Consider the following 22457-nt stretch of genomic DNA (forward strand, 5'->3'; position numbering starts at 1 on the left):
AAAAGATGCAAACCAACCTAGTCCAACAATTCGCCAACACTCCGGAAGGCCAGGAAGCCGAATCCATCCTGCGAGCCTGCGTACACTGCGGCTTCTGCACCGCCACCTGCCCAACGTACCAGGAGCTGAACGACGAACGTGACGGCCCAAGAGGCCGCATCTACCTGATGAAAATGTTCCTGGAAGGCGAAGAAGTCACTGAAAAATCCCGCGAACACCTCGACCGCTGCCTTACCTGCCGCAGCTGCGAAACCACCTGCCCATCCGGCGTCAAATATGGGCGCCTGCTGGACATCAGCCGTGGCCTGATGGAACAGGAAATGCCCCGGCCCCCTCAGCAGCGATGGGTTCGCTGGTCACTGGCCCGGGTTCTCCCCAATCGCCAGCTATTTGGCCTTTTGCTGAGAATGGGGCAGGTTTTCCGCCCGGTCCTTCCGCAGGTATTGCGAACCAAAGTGCCACCAAGAAAAAAGGCCAGTCCATGGCCTTCGGCCAGTCACGACCGCGTTGTATTGGCCCTGGCCGGTTGCGTTCAGCCGTCCGCCACCCCGAACACCAACGCGGCGGCTGCCCGCGTGCTCGACCGCCTCGGTATCACCATGGTGGAAGCGCCGGAAGCTGGCTGCTGTGGTGCCGTCAATCACCACCTGTCGGAACACGAAAAAGCCCTCGACGCCATGCGCCGCAACATCGACGCCTGGTGGCCCGCTATTGATGCCGGCGCCGAAGCCATCATCATGACTGCCTCCGGTTGTGGCGCCATGGTGCAGGAGTATGGCCACCTTCTGAGAGACGACCCGGTATACGCCGCGAAGGCCCAGAAAGTCAGCGATATGACCATTGATCTTGGTGCCTTCCTGTTAAAGCAGGACCTGGAAAAACTGAATGTTCCGAAGTCGGCCGGCAAGGTTGCCTTCCACTGCCCCTGCACGCTCCAGCACGCTATGCAGCAAAGCGGGGTTGTGGATCAGGTGCTGCGCAAGGCGGGTATCGAACTGGCGGAAACCAGAGAGAAACACCTGTGCTGCGGTTCGGCAGGAACCTACTCCATCCTTCAGCCCGAACTCAGCCAGCGCCTGCTGAACAACAAGCTCAAGGCCCTGACTGTGGATAACCCGGACAAGATTGTGACTGCCAACATCGGCTGCCAGATGCACCTGGAAACAAAGGCAAAGGTGCCGGTTCAGCACTGGATTGAATTACTGGACGCCTGATGTGTGGCGTGCACCTCTTACTCGCCTGTGGTTTTGTTTATAATGCCGGGGCCATTAAACAGACCACAGGGAGTGGATTCCAATGCCATGGAGGCAGGCCGCCATATTTCTATTGCTTTTGATTCCAGCCGTTTCAACAGCTGAAATGTACACCTGGATCGACGAGCAGGGTGTCGCTCATTTTACGGATATAAAACCCAGTGACCGCGAGCACAGGCAGGTGGAGCTGAGGCCCCCTTCGCTTATCCCCATGCGCGAGAACATCAGCCGGGGCGAGCGGGTAAGCACTATCAATCGCCAGGTCAATCGCAGCCTGGAAGCGAACGATGGTGGCAAGCAGAAGGCCTCCGCGCAGCAGGAAGCCCGCGAGCTCAAGCGCAAAAATGCCCGTTGCGCCGGATACCGGGAACGGCTTGAGCGCATTCAGCAGCAGCTGCGGGCCGGCTACTCCAACGATAAGGGTAACCGTCTGCGACGACAGCGTCGGGAGGTCAGCCAGAAGCTGTCACGGGAGTGCATGCTTGGCTGAGCCGGCCCGGTCGGCTCATGAGGTGAAGGTAGTTGAAATAAGATAGGCCGTGTAACCAACGAAACAGGCCAGCAGCAACCCGCCCTCAATCCGGTTGATCCGCCCTGGGCCTCGGAAACCATAGCCCAGAACGAACAGAGACAGCGTTAGCGCAGACATAACCGCAATATCCCGGTAGAACACCTCCGGAGCCACCGCCATAGGGCTGATAGTGCCGGCGATGCCCACCACCGCCAGGGTATTGAAGAGATTGGAGCCGAGGATATTGCCCAATGCAATGTCGTGTTCTCCCTTGCGGGCAGCGATCACAGACGATGCAAGCTCCGGAAGGGAGGTACCCACCGCGACAATCGTCAGGCCGATAATCAGATCGCTCACCCCAAAGCCGTGGGCAATCTCAACCGCGCCCCACACCAGAATCCTCGAGCTGACAATCAGTACCAGCAGGCCGGCAATCAACCACATTATCGCAGTACGAAGTGGCATGGTTCGGTGAATCATTTCATCGGCCATTTCCGCGCCCAGGGCGTCGGATTGCTGGGTCAGGCCCTGGCGGATGGACCAGGCCAGCAACAGGAAAAACACGCCCAGCAGCACCAGGGCATCCACAAATGTCAGTTCACCGTCCCATAACTGCCAGGCCGCCAGTGCTGTCACTGCCGTGAGGATCGGCAGTTCCTTGCGCATCACCTGTGAATGTACTGCGATCGGGCTGATCAGGGCCGTAATGCCCAGGATCAGGGCAATGTTGGTGATATTGGAACCGTAGGCGTTACCCAGGGCCAGGCCAGGATTGCCCTGTGTTGCGGCCAGTGCGGATACCACCATCTCTGGCGCCGAAGTGCCAAAGCCAACCACCACCATACCGATCAACAGTGGGGGCATACCAAAGTGCCCGGCGGTGACTGCCGAGCCCTCTACAAACTTTCCGGCGCTCCACACCAGTAAAGCAAGGCCGGCGACTATAGCCAGAAACGAGAGAAGCATGGTAGTTCCTTGAGTATGTGCCGATAGGGTCAGCAGGTTGAATGACCTGAGTCATTCTGGGTGGTGAGGATGTTAGACGCAAACCTCGATTCTTCCATCTCAGCAGTTATGCGGATAGGTAGTAGTGGCAATGTCAGCTTGATGTGGAATTGACGCTAATCAGGTTCTGGAACGACCTCGAGGGCCATACTTGAAACGGTGGAAAGCCCCATCAGTAAGCCACAATGGACAGGAGACGCCACGTGACTGATGAAAAACTCCCTTCCTCGAACCCCGAGGAAGACCTTGCGACACGATTTCCAACCGCCTATACCATCCTGTTTCTGCTGATCATTCTGGTGGCAGCACTCACCTGGATTATTCCGGCGGGGCAATATGAGCGCTCGATGAACGAAGAGGTTGGGCGTGAAGTTGCGGTGCCCGGCACCTATCAGACCGTTGACCCCAATCCTCAGGGCTTTGTGGATGTGATGCTGGCACCTACGGCAGGCTTCTACGACCCGGACAGCTACGCCGCCAACGCCATTGACGTGGCCTTGTTCGTACTGTTTCTCGGTGGCTTTCTCGGCGTGATGAACGCCACCGGGGCCATCGACACAGGCATTCGCAGCGCCATGCACAGGCTGGAAGGGCGCGAAATATGGATGATACCGATTCTGATGACGCTGTTTGCGTTAGGGGGGACCAGCTACGGCATGGCAGAGGAGACCCTGGCGTTCTATGCCATTCTGATTCCGGTGATCATCTCGGCGGGTTATGACGCCGTTACCGGAGTGGCCATCATTCTGGTGGGGGCCGGTATTGGTGTGCTGGGGTCAACGATCAACCCCTTTGCAACGGTCATTGCCTCCAACGCTGCGGATATTCCCTTTACAGACGGCATTGTGCTGCGGTTTGTACTTCTGCTGGGTGGGCTGATTATTTGTGCGGCCTACGTTATGCGCTATGCCCAGCGGGTAAAAGCGGACCCGTCCCGTTCCGTGGTTGCCAAACAGCGGGATGCCCACCGCAAACTCTTCCTTCAGGGCCACGATGAGCTGGAAGATTTCGAACTCACCGGCACCCAGAAAATCGCCCTGGTCATCTTCGCACTGACCTTCATCGTAATGATATGGGGTGTTTCCTCTCAGGGCTGGTGGATGGCCAGAATGGGCGCACTGTTCTTTGGTGCCGCCATTGTGATCGGCATCATCGCCCGGCTGGGTGAGAAAAAACTGACCAGCAGCTTTGTTGACGGTGCCCGTGACCTGCTGGGTGTGGCCCTCGTAGTTGGTCTGGCAAGGGGCATTGTGGTGATCATGGAGCAGGGCATGATTGCGGACACCATCCTTCACAGCGCCGAAACCACTCTGGGCGGGTTACCGCAACTGGCCTTTATCAACCTGATGTTCTGGATCGAAGTGGGTATGAGCTTCTTCGTGCCCTCTTCGTCCGGCCTGGCGGTACTCTCCATGCCGATCCTTGCGCCGCTGGCGGACTTTGCCAACGTGGGACGTGATCTCGTGGTCACCGCCTATCAGTCGGCCAACGGCCTGGTAAACCTGATAAACCCGACCTTTGCCGTGGTGGTGGGTGGCCTGGCCATCGGCCGTGTTTCCTACGACCGCTGGCTGGCATTCATCTGGCCCCTGCTGCTGATTCTCACTGTGTTTATCACCGTGGTGATCAGCATCGGAGCGTTTCTTTAATCCAGAGCAAAGGAGCATGCAACATGGCTGAACAGACTCTTGGAGTTCACTCCGAAACCGGCACCCTGCGGCAGGTGATTGTCTGCCGCCCCGGGCTTGCCCACCGCAGGCTGACCCCGTCCAACTGCGATGCCTTGCTGTTTGACGATGTCTTCTGGGTCAAGCAGGCCCAGAAGGATCATGACGTATTCGCCGGAGTCATGCGCGCCAAGGGCGTGGATGTGCTGGACGTGAACGAACTGCTGGCGGACACCCTTGGGATTCCCGAGGCACGCGCCTGGATTCTGGATAACCGGATCACCTGGAATCATATCGGGGTAGGCATGGTTTCCGACCTCCGAACCTGGATGGATGAACTTCCGAGCCAGATGCTGGCGGAGTTCCTCATCGGCGGCCTGGAAGTGGGAGATCTGCCTTTCGATCCCTCCGGACTGTTTGGTAATCACCTGGGGCCGCACGGGTTCGTACTGCCGCCACTGCCAAACTTCCTGTTCACCCGGGACAACAGCGCCTGGATCTATGGGGGTGTCACCCTGAACCCGATGTACTGGGCGGCGCGCAAACCGGAAACGCTACTGATGAGCGCGATCTACCGCTTCCACCCGAAATTCGCCGGCAAGGTGAACGTGCATTGGGGCGACCCTCTTGTTGATCATGCCCTGGCGACCCTGGAAGGAGGAGACATCATGCCGGTGGGTAATGGCGCTGTACTGGTGGGAATGGGGGAGCGGTCTTCCCCGCAAGCCATCGGCCAGCTGGCCAGGGCGCTGTTTGCCAACGGCACGGCGGACAGGGTGATCGCCTGCCAGATTCCGAAAACCCGCTCCGCCATGCACCTGGATACCGTGTTCACCTTCTGTGGTGGCAATGTAGTGACAACCTTCAAGGAAGTCGCCGACCAGATGGTGTGCTACGACCTGCGACCGGGTAAGGGTGATAAACACCTCTCGTTCAGCCCGGACCCCCGGCCGCTGTTTGACGTTGTCGCAGAGGTACTTGGTTACCCGTCCCTGGAGGTGGTCGCCACCGGCGGAGATACCCCGGCAGAGCGGGAACGGGAGCAGTGGAACGACGGCAACAACGTACTGGCCCTGAGCCCGGGTGTTGTCATCGGTTACGACCGCAACGACGACACCAATGCTGCCCTGGAAGCGGCCGGAATAGAAGTGCTCGCCATCCCTGGCGCGGAACTGGGCCGGGGCCGGGGCGGTGGCCGCTGCATGAGCTGCCCGACAATACGAGACGCAGTCTGACAAGGAAGGAATAGAACCATGGCTTTCAATCTCAAGAACCGGCATTTCCTGACCCTGCGGGACTTTACGCCCCGGGAAATCAGTTTTTTGCTCAAGCTTTCCGCCGACCTGAAAACCGCCAAGTACGCCGGCACCGAGGTGCCACAGTTGCAGGGCAAGGACATAGCACTGATCTTCGAAAAGAACTCCACCCGGACCCGGGTAGGGTTTGAGGTGGCAGCGTTTGATCAGGGCGCCCGGGTAACCTATCTGGGCCCGACGGGCACCCATATCGGACACAAGGAATCCGTGAAGGACACGGCCCGGGTGCTGGGGCGTGTATACGACGCCATCGAATACCGGGGGTTTGGCCAGGCGGTGGTTGAGGAGCTGGCACAATACGCAGGCGTGCCGGTTTACAACGGCCTGACCAACGAATTCCACCCTACACAGATTCTCGCGGACTTCCTGACCATGCAGGAGAACGTGGAAAAGCCACTAAGGGAGGTGGCGTTTGTATTCATTGGCGACGCCGGCAATAACATGGGTGACAGTTTGCTGATTGGCGGTGCCAAGATGGGAATGGACGTACGCCTGTGTGCCCCCGAAGCCTGCTGGCCCAGTGAGGCAATTCAGAAAGAAGCACAGGCTATTGCCAGTGAAACCGGCGCCCGGATCATGATCACCGAAGACATTGATGCCGCCGTTGCGGGCGTGGACTTTGTTTACACCGACGTTTGGGTGTCCATGGGTGAACCCAAGGAAAAGTGGGCGGAGCGGATCAAATTGTTGCAGCCCTATCAGGTCAACGCCGCCCTGATGGAGAAAACCGGCAACCCCCGTGCAAGGTTCATGCATTGCCTGCCGGCCTTCCATAACACGGAAACCACCGTGGGCAAGGAGATGCAGGCGGAGTTCGGCATCGACGCCATGGAAGTCACCGACGACGTCTTTGAAAGCCCTGCTTCCATCGTGTTTGATCAGGCCGAGAACCGGATGCACACCATCAAGGCGGTGCTCGTTGCCACTCTTGGAAGCTGAGACAAGGAGATCGACATGCTTGTGGTAGCAGCACTAGGAGGTAATGCCCTGTTGCGGCGCGGTGAGCCCCTCACAGCTGAGGCCCAGCGCGCCAACGTGAAAATCGCCGCCGAATCATTGGCCCAAATTGTCCGCGCCGGCCACCAGTTGGTGGTCACTCACGGTAATGGTCCACAGGTAGGCCTGCTAGCGCTTCAGGGAGCCGCCTATAAGCCGGACGAAGCTTATCCGCTGGACGTACTGGGCGCGGAAACCGAAGGCATGATCGGCTACATCATCGAGCAGGAGCTTGAAAACGCCCTGGGCCACGACCGGCCTGTGGCAACCCTGCTCACCCAGGTACTGGTGGACAAGGAGGACCCCGCCTTCAGCAAACCCACGAAGTTTGTCGGGCCGGTATACGACAAGGAAGAAGCCGAGAATAAAGCCGAAGCCGCGGGCTGGCACATCGCCCAGGATGGCGACAAGTGGCGTCGGGTAGTGCCTTCGCCCAAGCCATTGGAAATACCTGACATGCGGGTGCTCCAGCTGCTGCTGGAACAGGGCGTTGTGGTGATCTGCGCCGGAGGCGGGGGTATCCCCATTCTTTGCCGGGATGATGGCAGTATGATCGGCATCGAAGCCGTCATCGACAAGGATGCCGCCAGCGGGTTGTTGGCCAGCCAGTTGGGTGCCGATGCCCTGTTGCTGCTCACCGACGTGGATGCCATCTACCGCGACTTCGGCAAGGAGTCCGCCACACCCATCCATGAGCTGACCCTCGACGAAGCCCGCAAGCTGAAGCTGCCAGCCGGCTCCATGGGGCCCAAAATGGCGGCCGCGGGCAACTTTGCCGAAAACGGTGGTGTCAGTGGTATTGGCAAGCTGGAAGATGCGCTGGCGATTCTCGAGCGCAGAGCGGGCACCTGTGTTGTGAAGTAAAGTGGCGGCCCAATCCGGCCAGCAATCGTTAGAAGCGGCACCGTCTACGGACAGTGCCGCTCAGCAGCAGTCTCAGTTTGGAGTGAGCCTGTAGATCTGCCCCTCATCCACTGCAGTAAACAGATCGCCGTTTGGTCCGAGGACCAGTGCGCGGAAGCGTGCCGAGCCCTCGGGCACACTCATTTCGGCAATATCTCCTACCGAAGTGGCGTTCTTCTCGAGATCGATAACATTAATCCGCTGTCCGACAGGCGTTTCCCCGAAGCCGATGCCGAGGAAACTCACGACCAGGCGACCATTCCAGGCACCCCATTGCTCGCCAGTCAGGAAGGCAGCGCTGCTGATGCCCTGAGAGAGGCCATTGTTGTCCCACACAGGTGTCATGGCGTCAGGGTAGGTTTTGGTGTCGGTCATCGGCATGTAGTCAGACCTTTTTTCCGGATCCATGCCTTCATTCTGATTCGGTTGGTAGCCGCAGTAGTCGTCCGGGCAATCGCCCCGTCCGGCCATGTTTGGGCGTGGATCCCAGCCGCTATTGGCGCCAGGCACAAGAGCGTTGATCTCATCAGTATGCCAGGGGCCGTGTTCGGTTATGATCGGCTGAGAGGTTTCCGGATGGAAGGCGAGGCCCTGAACATTGCGGTGTCCGTAGGTGAAAATCCGCGGGTCGAAGCCCTCCGGTGTGGCTGCAGCGTTATCGGGTGCTGCTTTGCCGTTCCTGTCTATACGCAGTACTTTGCCACCAAGCTTGTCCCCGGCCTGGGGCAGTGCACTATTATGGTTATCGCCAGTGGGCACATACAGGTAGCCATCCGGACTGAAGCGGATGCGTCCGCCGTTGTGCGCACCAGGATCGCCGAACGGATGGTCACTGGCGGCTTCCTTATAAGGGATGTCTTCGACAATATCCGTGCGGTTTGAGACACCGCTGAGATCACTGTTCACTTCCAGCCTGAGTACCCGGTTGGTAGGGGGGCTGCTCATCCTGGAGGCTGAGTAGAGGTAGATCATTCGGTTGTCAGTGAAGTCAGGGTCGACGGCAACACCGTTCATCCCTGCCTGCCCCTCGCAGGCTAGATCGTCAGCCTTGGTCGCATAGCCTTCGGAGTCCCTCATTCCCAGCAGGTTGTTAACACTCCCGTCGGGCAACCGTACCGACAGGCCTTTACACTTCTCGGTGAAAAACATGGTTCCGTCAGGGAGAAAAGCCATATCCCATGGACTTTCCAGGCCGGATAGCACGGTGGTTTGGTCAAGCTTCGGGGTGTCAGTGTTTGAGTTCGCGGTCATCGGCAGGCTGGCAACCAGGACAGTAGCTGCGAATAGGCCAAGATACCGCTTGGGCAGTTTTTGAGACATTGCAGTTCGCTCCCATCGTTATTGAGGATTTTCCAGCGTGCTTACCGCCCTTGAACGCACGTTCACAAACCAAGTGTAGATCTATAGCCTGATTGATCAAGTTTTGTTCAAATACGGCGCGCCGGAAGCATCGAGCGGGATTTGCATTGACTGAATGAGTGAGAGAAAGGGGGTAAACAACTGCCCAGTAACTGAATCTTGGTGCCCGGAGGCGGCACCACTTTCATGTCTCATCCCGCCGCAAGAAGTCGGTAACTGTCTGATCTGTATTATTAAATCTTCCTATTCGCTTAAATTTCAGTATCGTTTTGTCTTATCCGATTGCGGTCAATCGCTCGGTTAATGATGGGACAGATGATGGGGCATCGAGCTTCGGGAGGTCAGAGAATGCCTAAAATTGCAGTAGAATTGGCGGCTGTTCAAGTTAAACGGCTAAAACACGGGACAGTTAAAAGAGCGAAGAATGGCAAATAAATTGGCGACCCGTGTCCAGCGCTTCATCCGGTAGGTGGTGTTTCAGGCTTTTGTTTGTATTGCCGGCCACCAAATGGATCGGCCGGGTTTGGGGCACGCTCTTGGATATTAAGAACGGTCGTTGGGTCACGGCGTGTTGATCTGGGATTGGGCCCTTACCCTGAGGTTTCTTTGGCCCAGGCGAGAGAGAAGGCTGGAGAGCTCAAAGAACGAATCCGTGTTGAAGGCTATGACCCGATAGCGGCAAAAAAAGAAGTCAAATCGAAGCTGCTAGCCGAGCAAGCGAAACAGAGAACGTTTGCAGATCTGGCATGGCAGTATTACGAGAAAAAGTGCCTGGAGTTTAAGGGGCGCGAACCGGAACAACAGGCGCGGAGACTTAAACAGCACCTTCAGGACTATTGCCTACCGTTGCTTGGCCAAATCTTAATCTCAGACCTTGAAACCCGACAGGTGGTGCAGGCACTCAATGAGATTTGGATGGAGAAGAATCCCACTGCTGAGCGTGTACGAATCACGATACAAAATGTGTGTGAGATTGTTCGAAATGATGGCGTGCTGCGGAACGGATTGAACCCAGCCCAGTGGCGTGGAAACCTTGAGAATTTCCTTGCATCTCCTGCTGCAATTCATGATGAAGAACACCAGCCGACTGTCGGGTATAAAGCAATACCCAGTTTTTGGGCGCTGCTTCAGAAGCGCGATACCATTCCTGCAAAGGGGGGTGGAGTTCCAAAAACTCACAGCAGGTCGTCCGGGAGAGATTAGATTTGCAGAATGGGACGAAATAGATTTCAAAAACAGGTTATGGACAATTCCCGGATGGAAAGTAAAGGGTCGAAAAGACAAGAAAAAACCTCATAAAGTTCCGCTCACGAAACGGGCCATCGAGATTCTCAAGTCGATGCCGCGTAATGGGGCATATGTCTTCCCCGGATATCGTGGCAAACCAGCAATGAGTGAGAATGCTCTAAACAATGCTGTCAAAGAGCTTCACGAGATTGACATCAAGAATGGAGGAAATGGATTTCTGGACCCCGAGTCGGGGAGAATAGCAACTGCTCACGGGATGCGGTCGGCGTTCAAAGATTGGGCCACTGAGATTAACCATGCGGAGGACTACGTATCGGAGCTTGCACTGTCGCATATCGATACTTCGTCCACACGAGAGGCCTATAAACGGGACCAGCTCGTCCAAAAACGCAGGAAGTTGATGAACGCTTATGAGAAGTACCTTTCATCGACCTCTGGCAAAAGAAGCAAGCAATAAATGAGTAATAAGCGGCTAATTGCGGGAAACGGTTAATTAGCCGCCAAAAACACATCTCTGGCTCCAGTATTGTACTCCGTAAACTCACGGGCCAAGTGGTCGGGATATCCGGTCGTTCGACGGTGACCTGCGCGTAAGCATCAGGGCCTGGCTGCTTACAGATCAGCCCTAACTCGTTCATCAGACGTTGCACCTTGAAGTGACCAACAGCGCCTTCTTCGCGGAGCTGGCCTTTGATTGTCCGGCTACCGGCAGAGCTGCGGCTCGTCGTGTACAGACGATTTATCTAAGTCCTCAGGGCCAGGCGCTCACTAACCACATGGTTTCGCCGTTGGCGGTATTCGTAGCAGCTGGAACGGCTGATATCGAACGCATTGAAGAACATTTCAATCGGCATTCGCTCACCCAACGGGTCTACCAGCACGTACGAGTCACGTCGTCCGACATCAAGAAAACGGTGGTTTTAACAATGACTGTGGGCTGTTTAGATCACGTGAGGTTATAGAGGTTCCGATGGACACTGGAGACGCTTCTGGAGACAGTCTGTTAGGAGACGCGAAGTCACAAGGAGGAAGTCAGGATTCGAACCCGAGACCGTTGCCTCTGGAGGGCGTTATTACTTGGTGTTTTCATGCGGGGTTAATCGAATTTAATACAATACAAGATATTCAATCGGTTGGTTTCAACTTTTGAGCTCTTAGAAAACCCCTATATCAACGTTGGTTGCACGATTTACGTCGCTTCTGGGGACATGGTTGTCCGGTTAGCTTTGTCTTGAAACTACCGACCGCTGCGCTCCACTTGTCCAATAAAGGCTGGCCTACGCATTGCTCATATTCAACACTTTCAATCCTGTCCGGTTTCTGGTGTCTGGAAATGGACAGGTCTTGGTTTCTGAGCGAGTTCGTTAGCATACGAGTTGGAATCAAAGAGCGAAAGGGGTGTTTGATGAGTTCCCCGCTGTCTCGGAAGAGGGTAGGGGATTACCCTGGCTGGCGGAACGATGTATTTTGGAGCTAAAGACAGGCACGATTGGATAGACTGGTTTCCCAAGAAGATTCCGAAAGATATTCAAACTGGTGCACTACTGCAGTGGGCCAGTGCTTTCAGCGTTTCCGAAGGTGGGGTAACGTCATCGGAGCCACCAATCAAAGGGAGTGGTACGCGGTGGCCTCTGAGGTGATCGCGAAAGTCGATACGCCAGCATTTCGCGTAACAGGGCGTAACTGCGATTATCTTCACGCCCCGTGATCTTGCGCCACCCTTCCGCCGCAGCTGGCTGTCGGTCACGAACCGACGGGCCAAACCAGCGGGGCATGATAGCCACCGCCATGGTGATGAGGCCAAGCTCCAGTACGTGGGCGGAGCGGGTATCCTAAGCCTCGAATGTACCGGTAATGGCACCGGTATTGGTGAGCGTGACGGAAATCAACCGGTCAGGATGCTGGCTGATGAGTTTCTGGCCGATAGCACCACCAATGGATGTTCCGACAAAGAGGAATTTTTTTGCGCTGGCCGCCGCTGCGAGCGCCAAGGCTTCCTCGGTCAGGCCTTGGGGTATTCTTGTCGGATTCATCTGGCTAGCTTGCGCTTGCTCCGTGCCCAGGCAAATCTCGAGTCAGAATACGGAATTTGTCCAGAAGTGTAGGAATCATGTGTCCATCCCACACCCCTGGGTCATACCTAGGGGTGTCTTTTACTAGCAGCGGTTTGTCGAGGTCACCTAGCAGACGGTATCAGACCGGATGGTCTTCGTACTTCAGAAACGCTGTGTACTATCCTAGCCTCAGGCTCTTTCAATGAGTGTGGCAATGCCTTGGCCAACCCCAATGCACATGGTGCACAGCGCATAGCGGCCACCGCTGCGCTTAAGTTCGTGGGCGGCGGTCAGCAGCAGTCTTGCACCGGACATACCCAGTGGGTGGCCCAGCGCGATCGCGCCTCCGTTGGGGTTCACCCGGGGATCGTCGTCGGCCAGCCCGAGTTCTCTCAATACGGCCAGTCCTTGTGCGGCAAAGGCTTCGTTGAGCTCAATGAGATCCACTTGATCAATGCGCATGCCCTGTTTCTCCAGCAGCTTGCGCACGGCGGGAACCGGCCCAATTCCCATGACCCGGGGTTCAACCCCGGCGGAGGCCATGCCGAGGATTTTTGCCATTGGTTTCAGTCCGTAGGTTTTTACAGCGATTTCGCTGGCCACAAACATGGCGGCTGCACCGTCATTCACACCGGAAGCGTTGCCAGCGGTCACGCTGCCGTTGTCCCGGAACGGGGTGGGTAGGGCAGCGAGCTTTTCTAGAGTCGTGTTGCGCGGATGCTCGTCGGTGTCAAATACAAGCGGCTCTTTCTTACGGCGCGGGATACTGATCGGGACGATTTCCTCGGCGAAGCGTCCTTCCTGTTGCGCCTTAGAAGCTTTCTCCTGGGAGCGAAAGGCAAAAAGGTCTTGATCTTCCCGGGAAATATTGAACTGTTCTGCAACGTTCTCGGCAGTTTCCGGCATAGAATCGATGCCGTACTGTTTCTCCATTAGCGAATTCACGAAGCGCCAGCCAATGGTAGTGTCTTCTAAGACCTGGCCACGCGAGAACGCAGAATCGGCTTTGCCCATGACATAGGGCGCACGTGACATGGATTCCACACCGCCGGCCAGAACCAGATCCATTTCAGCGGCGCGAATGGCGCGGAACGCGGTGCCCACGGCGTCCATACCGGAGCCGCAAAGGCGGTTGAGGGTGGTGCCAGGTACGGAGGTGGGCAAGCCGGCCAGCAGGGCAGACATACGAGCTACGTTACGATTGTCCTCACCGGCCTGGTTGGCGCAGCCCATCATGACCTCGTCGATGTTGGCCGGGGCCAGTTCCGGGGCCTGTTCCAGCACGGCCTTGAAAATATGGGCAGCTAGGTCGTCTGGGCGAACGCCGGACAAGGTGCCGCCAAAACGGCCGATGGCCGAACGGCGGGGGTGGCAGAGATAGACGTTGGTCATGGTGGAGCTCACTGTAGGCCGACGCTGTACGCGCCGACGTGGGTTTTCAGGTCCCGCAGAGCCTTGTATTCGCGAGTGGTCGGCTACTGGGTTGTTTCCAATTGATCTGCGAACCGGCTGTCTGAGTCGGCGGCCTTGATTACCTCTGCCGGAACAATGCCCAGATGCAGGGATGTGACCCCAAGCTCTTCTGTGTTGTAGCCGAGCTTTAGAATGTCAGCTATCGCCATGTCTCCATTTAGGCGGCAGTTAAAGAGTTCGATATACGAATATAAGTTTTATATGCGAATATTGACTCGAAGGTTTTCCTGTCGTCAAGTCCCAATTTCTGTTAGCTGATAAAAAATACTAATGTTCGGATTCCGAACGAGCTGGTACCATTGCCTGTAAACCTGATTTAGGGGATAAGGAAGGTGGGAATGGACGATCAAATTCTCAAGCCCGGCGATCGGGACTATGTTGGCGCGCTTGCGGCTGGGTTAGAGGTTTTGCAGTCCTTCGATGCTGGGCATCCCCGCATGACCCTGAGCGAGGTGGCTGCAAGAGCCAATATAGACAGGGCAAAGGCGCGACGTTTCCTGCTGACTTTCCATGCACTTGGATTCGTGAAACGAATCGGCCGCCAGTTCGAGCTGACCCCGCGGGTATTGAAGCTTGGCTATGCTTATCAGGCATCCAACCAGTACAGGGCGGCGATTCAACAGTATTTGAAGGAAGTTACCGCTGAACTTGGTGAATCATCCTCCCTAGCAGTGCTTGATGGTAACGAGGTGGTTTATGTAGTGAGGTCCGCAGCGCGACACCGCCTGATGGCAATTACGCTTTCTGTCGGTGCACGTCTGCCAGCGGCATACACATCGATGGGGCGAGTATTATTGGGGCAATTGCCGGAAGCGGAGATAGATGGCTTTTTGGCAAAGGTTGAACTGCAAGCATTTACTCCATTCTCAGTTACGACCAGGCAAGCGTTGAAAGAGAAGATTTTGACTGCCAGAGATCAGGGTTACGCAATCGTTGATCAGGAACTGGATTCTGGCCTGCGCTCAGTGGCGTTGCCAATGTTCTCTGGTAACGGTGATCTACTAGGAGCGGTCAATATTAGTACGAACGCGGCACGGGTATCCCTAGAAACTTTGCAACGCGTTTATCTACCCAGATTACGAGAAGTCGCAGGTAACATTCGACAACTTAAAACCTGAAGGCCAGTTTCAAATATTGCTGAAACGGCGAATACTTGCTCTAGTCCCAAACAGCCATTTCGACGTTTTTATTTTACGTGGCTACACCCCAAATTGTAGTAGAATGCGAGGAGCTTATGATTCTGGATTCAGTTTAGCGGTTTTCTGGGGGAGAGATTTGGGGCGTTTCTCCCATGCTTTGGCGGGTCCGCTGGCTCCAGTACAGGCAAAGATCAAGTAGGGAGGTTTGTCGCTGGCTGAGCAATTGGCCAATTGGCACGGAATTGGGTAGCTACATTGGTAAGGCGCTCTTAAGCCAGAGGAGCATTGGAGCGTCGTCCATGCTTCGGTGGCATACAATATTTTTCCGCTGCGTCGGAGTAATTTCCGGGAAACGCTATCCCGGAGGCCGACAGGTGCCACTTTTAAGGGCTCTGGAGTTCCCTCAGGCGCTTGTATAAATATGAGCGCGATACCCCAAGCTCCTCGGATACACGTTTTTTATTGTCGTTATGTCGCGCCATGGCATCGCTGATTTTCTCCAGTTCCACCCTTTCCAGCGTGTCCTTGAGGGCTTCACCGTGCTTTGTTTGAGTAGGCTGCCTGTTAGCTGAATATTCGTTGGAGAAAATTTCTGATGGTCGAAAATCATCGACCTCCAGCTCTTCTCCTTCGGAGAATATAAGAGCTCTTTCTACCTCATGCTGTAGTTGCCGGACATTGCCAGGCCAAGGGCGGCTCTGCATGTAGCGGTAGACAGAGGGATTGACCCTCATGACCGGTGTCCTTTGACGATTTGAGAAGGAACGGATGAAATGCTGAACCAGTATTGGAATATCTTCCAGTCGTTCTCTTAAGGGAGGTACTCTGAGAGTTACTCCGCTGATGCGATAATAAAGATCGAGCCGAAACTGCTCGGTATCTATCATGCTGGTCAGGTCACGATTGGTAGCCGCGATCAACCGAAAGTCCGACTGTTTTGGTTCATCCCCCCCCACGCGTTCAAAAGAGCCATCCTGTAAGACCCGCAAAAGTTTGACCTGCATGTCGAGCGGCATTTCGCCAATTTCGTCCAGAAACAGACTGCTATCATGAGCTGCTTCAAATTTGCCCTTTCGCCCTTTTTTCTTCGCCCCGGTAAAAGCCCCAGGCTCATACCCAAAGAGTTCACTTTCCACCAGGCTCTCGGGTAAGGCTCCCGCGTTTACCATGATCATCTGCTTGTCGCGCCGCAGACTAAGGCGGTGAAGGGCCTGGGCGACCAATTCCTTGCCCGTACCGCTTTCACCGATGATCAGCAGAGGTATATCCAGGGATGCAACTTTCGTCATATCCGACTTTAGCTGACGAATTGCTTTGCTGTCGCCAATGATGTCTTCAATGCCATAAGTGCGATTGCGGAGGAAGGACGCTTCGCGTTTATAAAATTCAACTTCATTGCGAAGTGACGCGATCTCGCTGCTCATTGCTAGTAGCTGTTCGGGGCCTTTGAACATGATTCGACCAATAGCGCCGACAACCTTTCCGCCACTGTGGATCGGGAGCCTGCTCACAATTCGGTTACTCGAGAGCATTTTTTGCATCTGGCCAATTTCCGGCTTTCCGGTACGGGCCACAATGTGTAAGCGAGTATTCTCAATAACTTCAGTGACATGGCGTCCAGTAGCTTCTCCCCGGGCAAGTCCAAAGAATTTTTCATGGACGGGGCTTAAATACACAATGCGCCCTTCATTGTCAGTAACGGTCATGCCGTCAAATGCGTTGGTAAGCAAGTGGTTCAGAATGTCGGGCGCGATATCCACCGCCGCCAGGAAATCAATCAGCGTACTCGCAGAAGAGGATTCCTGAATGAAAGCTGCGGTGAGTCCTTCTGCTATTGGGGCTACGGTGGCTATACATTGTGTAGAGCCCGCCTGGATCCCGGAAATCTGCCTTTTATCTTTATTTACTTCCTGGCGAATGTTTTCGACCACTTCAGCTGAATTTCCCAAGCCCGCAGAGAAAACAGCGTCTCCCTCTTTATTAAGAACAATCAGACCGTAGCTTTGTTCGCGGCTAGGCATCAGTTTGATTTCCTCTTTTAGTCGTCTATTAAGTAGCCTGCTAATGTTATTGTTAACAGTTGAAAGAGGCTTTTAGTGTTTTCAATAAATACACATGTGTGCGCGAGTAGGCAACATGCGCCGGCATAACCATTCTTTAAATATTCATAACACATTGATTTAATGTGAAAAAAAATACTGGCATCCGTCTTGCTTTTTGTAAGTGCTAAAAGCAAAGAGGATCTATTCTATGTTGCCGTTAGAGAGTTTGCCGATGCAGGCGTGTGGCAAAGGCGTCACTTGGCTTGAGGGGGTCAAGGTTCTCGACCTTACCACATCCATCGCTGGACCCGTGGCTACGATGCTCCTTGCCGACCTTGGTGCTGATGTCCTAAAAGTAGAGCGTCCGGGAGGTGGTGATGATACCCGACATTGGGGGCCGCCAGACCTGGACGGTGAATCACTCTGGTTTCTCAGTGCCAATCGAAACAAGCGCAGTGTCGTGCTTAATTTTATTGATCCGGCGGGGCGACGTGTTCTTGAGCAACTCATCGAACGAGCTGACGTCGTCGTTGTGAACAATATTTTGCGCACCCAGCAAAAGCTCGGGATCGATTACGAAAGCATGATCAAGATCAATTCCAAGTTGGTGTTTGTTTCAATTACCGGTTTCGGTTTGACGGGGGAGCGCGCCAACTGGACCTGCTACGACCTCATCGCCGAGGGCTACAGCGGGATCATGGATTTGACTGGAGAACCCGATTCGGCGCCTCAGAAAATCGGTGCACCGGCTGCCGACATGCTGGCAGCAGTTGATGCGGCTTATGCCACCGTAGGAGCGCTTTTCGATGTTATGAGGACCGGTAGATCCCATAAGCTGGATATTTCTCTCGTTGGCAGTATGACCCGTTTCTTGTCGCCCCGAATTATGTCCTATCTCGGTTCCGGTGAGGTGCCGCGGCGAAGTGGTGGAACCGACAGTGTGATTGCCGTCTACCAAGCGTTTGATACGGCTGATTATCCGATAACGCTCGGGCTGGGTAACGACGGTATCTGGAAACGCTTTTGGAAGGTGCTCGGGCTCCCGGAGAAAGCAGAAGATTCGTCACGGGGAAGTAATGCTGACCGTCGGGCACAGCGAGCCGCGATCGTTAATGAAATTCAGGAGGTCCTGATCAGTCAGCCCAGATCGCATTGGCTGGATTTGTTCCGTGGTTCAGGTATTCCTGCGGGCCCGATCAACAGCGTTGATCAACTGGTGGAAGATGAATACTTCCAGGCCAATGGCATGTTTTATAAGGTAGCAAACGGCTCATCCACCATTCCTCAGGTAGGTTCTGCAATGAGGCTGGATGATAGCGCGGAAACTTTGCGTTCTTTGCCTCCACGCCTGGGGCAGCATACAGGAGAAGTATTGCAAAGCCTGGGGTATGGTCAAAGCGAGATTCACCATCTTTGTGAAGACGGTGTTATTGAAATTTTTCAGTCTGTTACGCAATAAAATATTTAATACATTTCCAGGAGATCTGCTCTCATGACTTACAACACTATTCTTTACCGCGAAGAAGGCCCAATTGCGAAGATTACCCTGAATCGTCCTGATGATGGAAACATGTTCAACGCTGAAATGTGCCAGGAGCTGCGTGCGTGCCTGGATGAGATTGGACGTGAAACCCGTACCCGAGTGGTAGTTTTGACTGGAGCTGGTGACAAGTTCTTCTGTATTGGTGGGCGTAAAGACGGTATGGAAGACAGCCTGATGTATGCGGGTGTGCTGCCAACGCTTGAGATGTATGAAGCGATAGAGCGAATTCAGAAACCCGTCATCGCATCCGTCAATGGTTACGCCGTTGGTGGAGGCAACGTTCTGCAGGTGGTGTGTGATCTTACCATTTCCAAGGAAAGCGCTATGTTCCGTCAGGTTGGTCCCATGGTGGGGAGTTTTGATGCTGGTTACGGTACGTGGTTCCTGGAAGACCTGGTTGGTAAGAAAAAGGCGAAAGAGATCTGGTTCGCGAATCCGAAAATGTCTGCACAGGAAGCGCTAGAGCTCGGAATGATTAATAAAGTGGTGCCGGATGATCAGTTGGAAGAGGAAACGACCAAGTGGGCCCTGACTATTGCCGAGCGCGGCAGTTTTGCACTTGCTTCCTTGAAATCCGCCTTCAATGCCCGTCATGGTGGTGTCGGTGGGCTGGCGCGCATGGCGCACGATCTGTTACTGCGCACCTACTTGCAAACGGAAGAATCTAAAGAACTTTCTGATTCCTTTGCAAACCGTCGTTCTCCAGACAGTAAAAAGTTCGGCCACTGATCGCTGGGAAAGGGATAAGCCATGAAACCGTTACTTACATTACATAACCCGGCGGTTGCGAAGAAGTTCTACAACGACGGTTACTGGACAGCGGACACGATGTATTCGCTGCTGAGGAAACACGCGAGTCGGCAGCCCGATTCGTGGGCTGTGCGTGACGGCCAGCGCCGCCTGAGTTTTGGTCAGCTCGTGGTGGCGGTCGATACTTTGGCAGCGCGGTTGCACAACCATGGCCTGGTGTCCGGCGACCGAGTGTGTGTCTGGCTCCCGAACTGTGTTGAGTCGATCGTTGTGTTTCTGGCATGCGCCCGCAACGGGTACGTGTGTAACCCGTCCTTGCATCAGAACTACACAGTGGCCGAGGTTGTTCGTAATCTCGAGCGGCTGCGGGCACGAGTTCTGTTTGTGAAACCCGGATATGGGGCGGACGCGAAAACCTGCGACATCTTTTCCGCTGCCAGGCAGGTCGCGCAATTGTGTCACATCGTCACCGTCGGCGAACCGGGACATGAAGACGGTTTTGGTCTGAGGTTTGAGCCGTCGTCCGATGACAATACGGGAGAGTTGCCTGATTGTGACCCGAACCCAGACAAAGTGGTTTATCTCGCGTTTACGTCGGGCACTACGGGTGAGCCCAAGGGCGTCATGCACAGTGATAATACCCTCCTGGCCAATGGTCGCGGCATGGTGGCCGATTGGCAGTTAAGTCCGGCTGATGTGATGTTTACGCTCAGCCCGTTGAGCCATCACATTGGCACAGTGGCCCTTGAGCAGTTCCTTGTGTCGGGTTGTGAGCTGGTCGTCAATGATCTTCCTTCCAGGCAGTCGCCGATTGACTGGATTTCCGAGACAGGGGCGACTTACGTCATGGGTGTGCCAACCCACGCCATGGATATTCTGACGGAATTGAGAAAACGCGGAGCGAACTCGTTGGGTAAAACGCGGACGTTTTACATGGCGGGAGCGCCAATCCCCAAAAGCGTAGCTGAAGCGTTTCTCGAACTGGGCGTTAAGCCGCAGAATGTTTATGGCATGACCGAGAACGGATCACATCAATATACGCGTCCCGGGGACGATGTTGACACCATTGTATCGAGTTGCGGTAAGGCATGTCCGGGGTATGAAACGGCCATCTGGGACGCGGCAAATCCCAATATTCGCCTGGGTCCCGGCGAAATTGGTGAAATTGGTACCCGTGGGGCCCTCCTCATGCTCGGGTACTACGATAATCAGCGAGCGACAGAGGATTCCTTCAATAACAGTGGCTGGTTCCTGAGTGGCGATCTGGGATGGCTGGATGAGTACGGTTGTCTGCATGTTGTCGGGCGCAAGAAAGATCTGATCATCCGTGGCGGGCACAACATTCATCCCTCCCATATTGAGTCGATTGCGGTTCGCTACCCGGCAGTACAGTCGATTGCGGTTATTCCCGTGCCGGATGAGCGCCTGGGGGAAAAGGTCTGCCTGGTTGTTATCCCCGCCTCCGGACGGGAGCTTGATCCGCAAGACCTGCTGGCCTTTCTTCACGCTCAGGGCCTGTCCAAGTATGACATGCCTGAATACTACGTCACCTTGCCCAGTTTCCCGATGACTGCCAGTGGAAAAATACTCAAACGTACACTGGCCGACTGGGCCCGTGAGGGTGAGTTGGAGCTGGTTCCCATCCGTTGGACGGAGCCAGGGACGCAAAAGGAGGCCTCCAATGACCGTTGAGCTATCATATTTTGAAGAATTTGCGGTCATTCGACTGAATCGGCCGGAGGCTCTGAATGCTTTGAGCTTCGCGATCATCCGTGAGCTGGACGTGGTCATTGAGGAAGTTGCCACCAGTAATGCCAGAGCGGCTCTGATAATTGGGGGGGGCGAAAAATCTTTTTGTGCTGGCGCGGATATCAAAGAGTTGATGGGGCGTTCAATAAGCGAGCAAAAGCAGGGGGCGGAGCTGGGGCAACGTGTGTTTCATAAACTGTCGCTACTGCCTATGCCAACGGTTGCCATTGTCAATGGTTTTGCGTTTGGTGGCGGACTGGAGCTGGCACTTGCCTGTACGTTCCGGCTTGCAACAGAGAACGCCCGGATGGCCCTGCCGGAGATCAAGCTGGGCCTGATTCCCGGGTATGGCGGAACGCAACGATTGCCTCGTGTAGTTGGTGAGTCGAGGGCCCTGGAGCTGATTATGACGGGCCGTGTCGTTAAACCGGAAGAGGCTGAGCGAATCGGGCTGGTGAACCGGGTTATCAAGGGGGAGCCCCTTGACTCTGGTGCAAGTTTCGCCCGTGAATTTTCAGGGTTTGGAATGCTGGCTCTGGGTTATGCTCGCGAAGCCGTCCAGCGCGCATTGGACCTGCCGGTTTCAGAGGGCCTGAAAGTGGAGGCCGATCTTTCTACTCTCGCCTATCAGACCGAAGATGCTGCCGAAGGCATGGAAGCCTTCGTTGCGAAGCGTAATCCCCAGTTTAAGGACTATTGATATGGAGAATGAAAAAGTAATTATCGTCACTGGCGGAAGTCGGGGTATCGGCTCCTCCATCGTCCGTAATCTGGCTAGCCGAGGGTATCAAGTAGCCTGCATCAGCCGAAAAGGGCAGGGGGTGGAAGATGCTGAGGTTGACTCCACCAGCAAGGATCGGATCAAGGCCTATGCCTGTAATGTGACAGACCATCAGGCATTGGTTAGAACGGTCGAACAGATTGCTTCGGATCATAATGGCATTGGCGGTCTGGTGAACAATGCAGGTATCCATCTCGATGGTCCGAGCACCAGTTTCGAAGCAGAGAAATTCAATACCGTGCTGGGTACAAATGTGATCGGGCCATTCGTGTTGGCTCAAATCGTCCATCCGTACCTGTGTGATGAGGGCGGTCTGATCGTGAGTATCGGCTCTTTTTATGATCGGGCGGGTGTGCCGAAAAATGCCGCATATTGCGCGTCCAAGGCGGCGATCGCAGCGGTGTCCCGGTGCCTGGCGGTGGAGTGGGCGCGGGACAATATCCGGGTGGTGAATATCGCGCCGGGCTTTGTCGAAACCGATCTGAATCGAGACTATCTGAAGCATGAAAAGTTCCAGCAGTATTTGCGTTCAAGGATTCCGATGAAGAGACCCGCTCAGCCAGAGGAAGTCGGGCAATTGGTGGGGGCGTTATTTGCCGAAAACATGCCGTTCCTGACGGGTGAAACCATCTACCTCGATGGTGGCCAGGGAATCCTGTTGTAACCGA

Annotated in this window: 20 protein-coding genes and 1 pseudogene; 14 read left to right on the forward strand and 7 right to left on the reverse strand. The window is 55.0% G+C overall.

Going from position 1 to position 22457, the window contains the following annotated elements; translation table 11 throughout:
• The first annotated feature begins 5 nt into the window (after positions 1–5).
• Both glcF and ABJM11_RS06075 read left to right on the forward strand, forming a co-directional pair.
• Positions 6–1214 (forward strand): glycolate oxidase subunit GlcF, encoded by a 1209-nt coding sequence (glcF, locus tag ABJM11_RS06070; protein ID WP_348293985.1) that lies wholly within the window; start codon positions 6–8, stop codon positions 1212–1214.
• 82 nt (positions 1215–1296) lie between these two features.
• The gene (locus tag ABJM11_RS06075) at positions 1297–1743 is read left to right on the forward strand and encodes a DUF4124 domain-containing protein (RefSeq protein ID WP_348293987.1); all 447 of its coding nucleotides are present in this window, start codon (positions 1297–1299) and stop codon (positions 1741–1743) included.
• A 15-nt stretch (positions 1744–1758) separates the two neighbouring features.
• Here ABJM11_RS06075 and ABJM11_RS06080 read toward each other — a convergent pair whose 3' ends face one another.
• Entirely contained in the window at positions 1759–2730 is a 972-nt protein-coding gene (locus ABJM11_RS06080; RefSeq protein ID WP_348293988.1) for a calcium/sodium antiporter, read from the reverse strand.
• A gap of 242 nt (positions 2731–2972) precedes the next feature.
• Here ABJM11_RS06080 and ABJM11_RS06085 point away from each other — a divergent pair, with 242 nt between their 5' ends.
• The 4 genes from ABJM11_RS06085 to arcC are packed head-to-tail and all read left to right on the forward strand — an operon-like array spanning position 2973 to position 7612.
• Positions 2973–4418 carry a YfcC family protein gene (locus ABJM11_RS06085; protein ID WP_348293989.1) on the forward strand — a complete coding sequence of 482 codons (1446 nt, stop codon included), beginning with the start codon at positions 2973–2975 and terminating at the stop codon, positions 4416–4418.
• Between the two features lie 23 nt (positions 4419–4441).
• Complete coding sequence (locus ABJM11_RS06090) at positions 4442–5671, forward strand: arginine deiminase (RefSeq protein ID WP_348293990.1); 1230 nt, start codon at positions 4442–4444, stop codon at positions 5669–5671.
• 18 nt (positions 5672–5689) lie between these two features.
• A complete protein-coding gene (gene argF / locus ABJM11_RS06095) occupies positions 5690–6691 on the forward strand; it encodes an ornithine carbamoyltransferase (protein WP_348293991.1) in 1002 nt (333 codons plus the stop codon).
• Positions 6692–6706: 15 nt separating this feature from the next.
• Positions 6707–7612, forward strand: a complete 906-nt coding sequence (gene arcC / locus ABJM11_RS06100; RefSeq protein WP_348293992.1) for a carbamate kinase — start codon at positions 6707–6709, stop codon at positions 7610–7612.
• Between the two features lie 72 nt (positions 7613–7684).
• Here the strand turns inward: arcC and ABJM11_RS06105 are convergent, their stop codons facing one another.
• Complete coding sequence (locus ABJM11_RS06105) at positions 7685–8971, reverse strand: PQQ-dependent sugar dehydrogenase (RefSeq protein WP_348293994.1); 1287 nt, start codon at positions 8969–8971, stop codon at positions 7685–7687.
• A 528-nt stretch (positions 8972–9499) separates the two neighbouring features.
• Between ABJM11_RS06105 and ABJM11_RS06110 the strand changes: the two genes are divergently transcribed.
• Together ABJM11_RS06110 and ABJM11_RS06115 are read left to right on the forward strand one after the other, a co-directional pair.
• Entirely contained in the window at positions 9500–10213 is a 714-nt protein-coding gene (locus ABJM11_RS06110; RefSeq protein ID WP_348293996.1) for an Arm DNA-binding domain-containing protein, read from the forward strand.
• On the forward strand, positions 10170–10715 hold the full coding sequence (locus ABJM11_RS06115; RefSeq protein WP_348293998.1) for a tyrosine-type recombinase/integrase: 546 nt from the start codon (positions 10170–10172) through the stop codon (positions 10713–10715). The genes ABJM11_RS06110 and ABJM11_RS06115 overlap by 44 nt, the downstream gene beginning before the upstream one ends.
• 160 nt (positions 10716–10875) lie before the next feature.
• On the opposite strand, the pseudogene ABJM11_RS22475 reads toward ABJM11_RS06115, so the two are convergent.
• The 4 genes and pseudogenes from ABJM11_RS22475 to ABJM11_RS06130 form a co-directional block, all read right to left on the reverse strand.
• Positions 10876–11001: pseudogene (locus ABJM11_RS22475) on the reverse strand (IS3 family transposase); the annotation flags it as partial.
• Between the two features lie 1089 nt (positions 11002–12090).
• Positions 12091–12291 carry an alpha/beta hydrolase gene (locus tag ABJM11_RS06120; protein WP_348294000.1) on the reverse strand — a complete coding sequence of 67 codons (201 nt, stop codon included), beginning with the start codon at positions 12289–12291 and terminating at the stop codon, positions 12091–12093.
• Between the two features lie 210 nt (positions 12292–12501).
• Positions 12502–13704: a 3-oxoadipyl-CoA thiolase gene (gene pcaF / locus ABJM11_RS06125; RefSeq protein WP_348294003.1), complete on the reverse strand. Its 1203-nt coding sequence runs from the start codon at positions 13702–13704 to the stop codon at positions 12502–12504.
• A gap of 83 nt (positions 13705–13787) precedes the next feature.
• Positions 13788–13934 (reverse strand): hypothetical protein, encoded by a 147-nt coding sequence (locus ABJM11_RS06130; RefSeq protein ID WP_348294005.1) that lies wholly within the window; start codon positions 13932–13934, stop codon positions 13788–13790.
• A 189-nt stretch (positions 13935–14123) separates the two neighbouring features.
• Between ABJM11_RS06130 and ABJM11_RS06135 the strand changes: the two genes are divergently transcribed.
• The gene (locus ABJM11_RS06135) at positions 14124–14903 is read left to right on the forward strand and encodes an IclR family transcriptional regulator C-terminal domain-containing protein (protein WP_348294007.1); all 780 of its coding nucleotides are present in this window, start codon (positions 14124–14126) and stop codon (positions 14901–14903) included.
• 404 nt (positions 14904–15307) lie between these two features.
• Here the strand turns inward: ABJM11_RS06135 and ABJM11_RS06140 are convergent, their stop codons facing one another.
• Entirely contained in the window at positions 15308–16945 is a 1638-nt protein-coding gene (locus ABJM11_RS06140; protein ID WP_348294009.1) for a sigma 54-interacting transcriptional regulator, read from the reverse strand.
• 229 nt (positions 16946–17174) lie between these two features.
• On the opposite strand from ABJM11_RS06140, the gene ABJM11_RS06145 reads away from it, so the two are divergent.
• Genes ABJM11_RS06145 through ABJM11_RS06165 form a run of 5 tightly spaced genes read left to right on the forward strand, consistent with a single transcriptional unit; the run spans position 17175 to position 22453 of the window.
• Positions 17175–18425 (forward strand): CoA transferase, encoded by a 1251-nt coding sequence (locus ABJM11_RS06145; RefSeq protein WP_348294011.1) that lies wholly within the window; start codon positions 17175–17177, stop codon positions 18423–18425.
• A 33-nt stretch (positions 18426–18458) separates the two neighbouring features.
• Positions 18459–19238 (forward strand): enoyl-CoA hydratase-related protein, encoded by a 780-nt coding sequence (locus ABJM11_RS06150; protein ID WP_348294013.1) that lies wholly within the window; start codon positions 18459–18461, stop codon positions 19236–19238.
• 21 nt (positions 19239–19259) lie between these two features.
• Positions 19260–20951, forward strand: coding sequence for a class I adenylate-forming enzyme family protein (locus tag ABJM11_RS06155; protein ID WP_348294015.1), 1692 nt, complete (start codon positions 19260–19262; stop codon positions 20949–20951).
• Positions 20941–21708, forward strand: a complete 768-nt coding sequence (locus ABJM11_RS06160; protein ID WP_348294017.1) for an enoyl-CoA hydratase-related protein — start codon at positions 20941–20943, stop codon at positions 21706–21708. Before ABJM11_RS06155 ends, ABJM11_RS06160 begins: the two co-directional genes overlap by 11 nt.
• 1 nt (position 21709) lies before the next feature.
• Entirely contained in the window at positions 21710–22453 is a 744-nt protein-coding gene (locus ABJM11_RS06165; RefSeq protein WP_348294019.1) for an SDR family oxidoreductase, read from the forward strand.
• Positions 22454–22457 lie beyond the last annotated feature (4 nt).

It is taken from the genome of Marinobacter sp., from assembly GCF_039977835.1.
GTDB lineage: Bacteria > Pseudomonadota > Gammaproteobacteria > Pseudomonadales > Oleiphilaceae > Marinobacter.

Coding starts and splice junctions, on each gene's coding strand:
- ABJM11_RS06160 (WP_348294017.1), top strand. CDS start 20,941: ATGACCGTTGAGCTATCATATTTTGAAGAATTTGCGGTCATTCGACTG.
- ABJM11_RS06140 (WP_348294009.1), bottom strand. CDS start 16,945: ATGCCTAGCCGCGAACAAAGCTACGGTCTGATTGTTCTTAATAAAGAG.
- argF (WP_348293991.1), top strand. CDS start 5,690: ATGGCTTTCAATCTCAAGAACCGGCATTTCCTGACCCTGCGGGACTTT.
- ABJM11_RS06080 (WP_348293988.1), bottom strand. CDS start 2,730: ATGCTTCTCTCGTTTCTGGCTATAGTCGCCGGCCTTGCTTTACTGGTG.
- ABJM11_RS06130 (WP_348294005.1), bottom strand. CDS start 13,934: ATGGCGATAGCTGACATTCTAAAGCTCGGCTACAACACAGAAGAGCTT.
- pcaF (WP_348294003.1), bottom strand. CDS start 13,704: ATGACCAACGTCTATCTCTGCCACCCCCGCCGTTCGGCCATCGGCCGT.
- ABJM11_RS06105 (WP_348293994.1), bottom strand. CDS start 8,971: ATGTCTCAAAAACTGCCCAAGCGGTATCTTGGCCTATTCGCAGCTACT.
- ABJM11_RS06135 (WP_348294007.1), top strand. CDS start 14,124: ATGGACGATCAAATTCTCAAGCCCGGCGATCGGGACTATGTTGGCGCG.
- ABJM11_RS06150 (WP_348294013.1), top strand. CDS start 18,459: ATGACTTACAACACTATTCTTTACCGCGAAGAAGGCCCAATTGCGAAG.
- arcC (WP_348293992.1), top strand. CDS start 6,707: ATGCTTGTGGTAGCAGCACTAGGAGGTAATGCCCTGTTGCGGCGCGGT.
- ABJM11_RS06165 (WP_348294019.1), top strand. CDS start 21,710: ATGGAGAATGAAAAAGTAATTATCGTCACTGGCGGAAGTCGGGGTATC.
- ABJM11_RS06155 (WP_348294015.1), top strand. CDS start 19,260: ATGAAACCGTTACTTACATTACATAACCCGGCGGTTGCGAAGAAGTTC.
- glcF (WP_348293985.1), top strand. CDS start 6: ATGCAAACCAACCTAGTCCAACAATTCGCCAACACTCCGGAAGGCCAG.
- ABJM11_RS06145 (WP_348294011.1), top strand. CDS start 17,175: ATGTTGCCGTTAGAGAGTTTGCCGATGCAGGCGTGTGGCAAAGGCGTC.
- ABJM11_RS06090 (WP_348293990.1), top strand. CDS start 4,442: ATGGCTGAACAGACTCTTGGAGTTCACTCCGAAACCGGCACCCTGCGG.
- ABJM11_RS06120 (WP_348294000.1), bottom strand. CDS start 12,291: ATGAATCCGACAAGAATACCCCAAGGCCTGACCGAGGAAGCCTTGGCG.
- ABJM11_RS06075 (WP_348293987.1), top strand. CDS start 1,297: ATGCCATGGAGGCAGGCCGCCATATTTCTATTGCTTTTGATTCCAGCC.